The following is a 2756-nucleotide window of genomic DNA, read 5'->3' on the forward strand; positions in this document are numbered from 1 at the left end:
ATGTTAGTGGAGATACCGAAAAACAGCTATCTGTAAGCGATACCAGTTGGACACGATTGGGACAGATAGCTGTTAGCAAGATTCAGTTAATTCGTCGTTCTAACGGTTTAATTGTTTCTCACTAATTCATATAAAGCCGCCTTCCGCTATCGCTAAAGGGCGGGGTTTCAGACCCAGTTTTTCGATGAACCGATCGAGCGGGGATATCGTCTAGAATTAATTAGCTCAAAAAATCCCGACTGAATCTACCCTTAAGCAAACTTTTCTAAAAATGATGGCTGAATTACTGAGTCTAGTTCCTGCCAAGTCCCTCGAAACCGATGTAGTGGTAGGGGAAGCGTCGGCAGTATGTCCCCTTCCTCCAGTCACGGTTAGTAATGATACCCTACTTATTTCCCTGATCGATCGCTTGCGACGTACTTTGGAAAATCACCGCGGCGAAAATCAAATTGTGGTGATGCAGGATTTCCCGGATCCCGATGCCCTTTCTAGCGCCTGGGCCTATCAAATTATCGCTGAACAGTACAATATTCACTGTGATATAGTCTATGCGGGTACTCTCTCCCATCAGGAAAATGTCGCTTTGGTAAAACTAACGGGTTTACCGGCTAAACGTTGGGGAGTCCATACCCTCAAGGATAGAGATCTCTCGGTTTATCAGGGTTGTGTTTTTGTCGATGGTCAGGGAACCAATAGTCAGTTAACCACTCTGGTTAAACAGGCAAAAATTCCCATTATTGCTGTGATCGATCATCATACCCGTCAAGGGGATCTAGAGGCGGAATTTGTCGATATTCGTCCCCAAATGCGGGCAACAGCGGCGATGTTAACCCAATATATCCAAAAAGGGTTACTGACTTTTAATAGTAGCGATACCGTCCATGTTAAGTGTGCCACAGCTTTGATGCACGGATTGCGATCGGATACGAATAATTTAATGCAAGCGCAAGAGTGTGAATTTATTGCTGCTGGTTATCTCAGTCGTTTCTACGATGCCCAATTATTAAACGCTGTCCTGCAATCGGCCAGATCCCGACGGGTGATGGATGTGATTGAACGGGCCTTAAAAAACCGTATTATCAAAAATAATTATTCGATCGCCGGGGTCGGTTATTTGCGTTATGATGACCGGGATGCGATTCCCCAAGCTGCCGATTTTTTGGTGACAGAAGAAAATGTTCACACGGCTTTGGTTTATGGTATCGTTCACGATGAAGATGAGGAGATCGAGTTAGTCATTGGTTCTATGCGTACCAGCAAAATTACCCTAGATCCCGATGAATTTCTTAAGGAAGCTTTCGGACAGGATAACCAAGGTCGCTTTTTTGGTGGTGGTCGTTATATGGCCGGAGGTTTTGAAATTCCTATCGGTTTCCTCGGTGGTTTTAATAATAATGCCGAATATGCGAAACTTAAGTGGGAACTCTATGACACCCAAATTAAACAGAAACTTTCCCATCTAGTTAACCCCGATGAAAAGGTAATTCGCACCTAGCTATCGGACCTCAGCTATCTATTATCATCGCAAAGACCGACCCTACAGTGATATGAAACTTTATTTTGTGCGTCATGGATTAGCAGGGCAATCTGGGGATTATCTCAACGATGGGGAACGTCCTTTAACCGAGGAAGGTAAGGCAAAAACCGCTAAAGTTGCCCAAAGATTAGGACAGTTGGGGGTGAAATTTGACCTAATTCTCACTTCTCCCCTGGTGCGTGCCGTGCAAACCGCCGAAATTTTGCAAAAAGCGGGTTTAAGCCGTAAAATTGAGCAATTTAATTCCCTATCACCCAACGGCAATATTCAAGATTGGGTGCAATGGTGGCAAAAGTCGGACTATCAGCGAGAGGAAACCGCGATCGCACTGGTGGGCCACGAACCGGATTTAGGCTATTGGACGGAAATGCTAGTTTGGGGCAAGTTTCAAGGAAAATTATCGGTCAAAAAAGCGGGAATAATCGGTCTAGAGGTTCCCAATCAACAAAATCCCCTAGGCAAGTGTCAGTTATTCTGGTTGACAGCCCCGAAATTACTCCTCTAGGAATTAACCTAGGTGTATCTATCCTTTTTGGAGACTACAATCGATGTTTAGTTAATAGTTAAAAAATCATAAACGATATAGAATTACGCCAGTTATTAACTGAGAAGTTAGCAGTTTTATCCGCAGACAATCTTAATTTAGTTGGGCAATTTATTGAGAAGTTAACTTATCAATAGTTCTCAAACAAATCCGACAATTACCTAACAGAAAAATCATTACAAAAATGGCAATTTTTAGTTAAAAATAACCAATAAATGGACAATAAAAATCCTTTAAGTGAAAATGAAATTAAGATAATTTGCCAATTTTTAAGTCAATCTCATCAATCTCGTCTGGTAGGATTAGCTAGGGCTGGCTGAATAAATCTAAAAACCTTGTTGGATAATATCTTTAGGCTTTTTTGAAATCAAAAAGTACTGGATCTGGGAGTGATCGGGGGGAAATTTAGGCACTTTTTCCCTGAAAATTAGGTAATTGACCACCTGAAAATGGGTAAAACCCCACACCCCACACCCCAACCCCCAACCCCCAACCCCCAACCCCCACCGAAAAACTTTTTCAGCAGACCCTAACTAGTTAATACCAATAACTAGAACTTTGTTGGGGTTCAGGGGCAAAAGCTAACCAGTAGGGGAATTGTAAAAGAGCGAAATTGAGCCGTTCTTCGGTATCATCGATGATAATGAGCGGTGAATACTTATCCTCGATTAAACG

3 protein-coding genes and 1 pseudogene are annotated in these 2756 nt (G+C 42.6%); 3 read left to right on the top strand and 1 reads right to left on the bottom strand.

Annotated features, from left to right (window positions below; translation table 11 throughout):
• From IM319_RS22700 to sixA, 3 genes and pseudogenes are all read left to right on the top strand, one after another.
• Positions 1 to 125 (top strand): annotated as a pseudogene (locus IM319_RS22700) (RRXRR domain-containing protein); the annotation flags it as partial.
• A 146-nt stretch (positions 126 to 271) separates the two neighbouring features.
• A complete protein-coding gene (locus tag IM319_RS07035; protein ID WP_286823899.1) occupies positions 272 to 1495 on the top strand; it encodes a DHH family phosphoesterase in 1224 nt (407 codons plus the stop codon).
• A 52-nt stretch (positions 1496 to 1547) separates the two neighbouring features.
• Complete coding sequence (gene sixA / locus IM319_RS07040) at positions 1548 to 2042, top strand: phosphohistidine phosphatase SixA (RefSeq protein ID WP_287735109.1); 495 nt, start codon at positions 1548 to 1550, stop codon at positions 2040 to 2042.
• Positions 2043 to 2618: 576 nt separating this feature from the next.
• On the opposite strand, the gene IM319_RS07045 is transcribed toward sixA, so the two are convergent.
• Positions 2619 to 2756, bottom strand: a 138-nt coding sequence (locus IM319_RS07045) for a DUF3086 domain-containing protein (RefSeq protein ID WP_287735110.1), incomplete at its 5' end; no start/stop codon positions are given.

The sequence above is a fragment of the Microcystis sp. M113S1 genome (assembly GCF_020246945.1).
Classification (GTDB): domain Bacteria; phylum Cyanobacteriota; class Cyanobacteriia; order Cyanobacteriales; family Microcystaceae; genus Microcystis.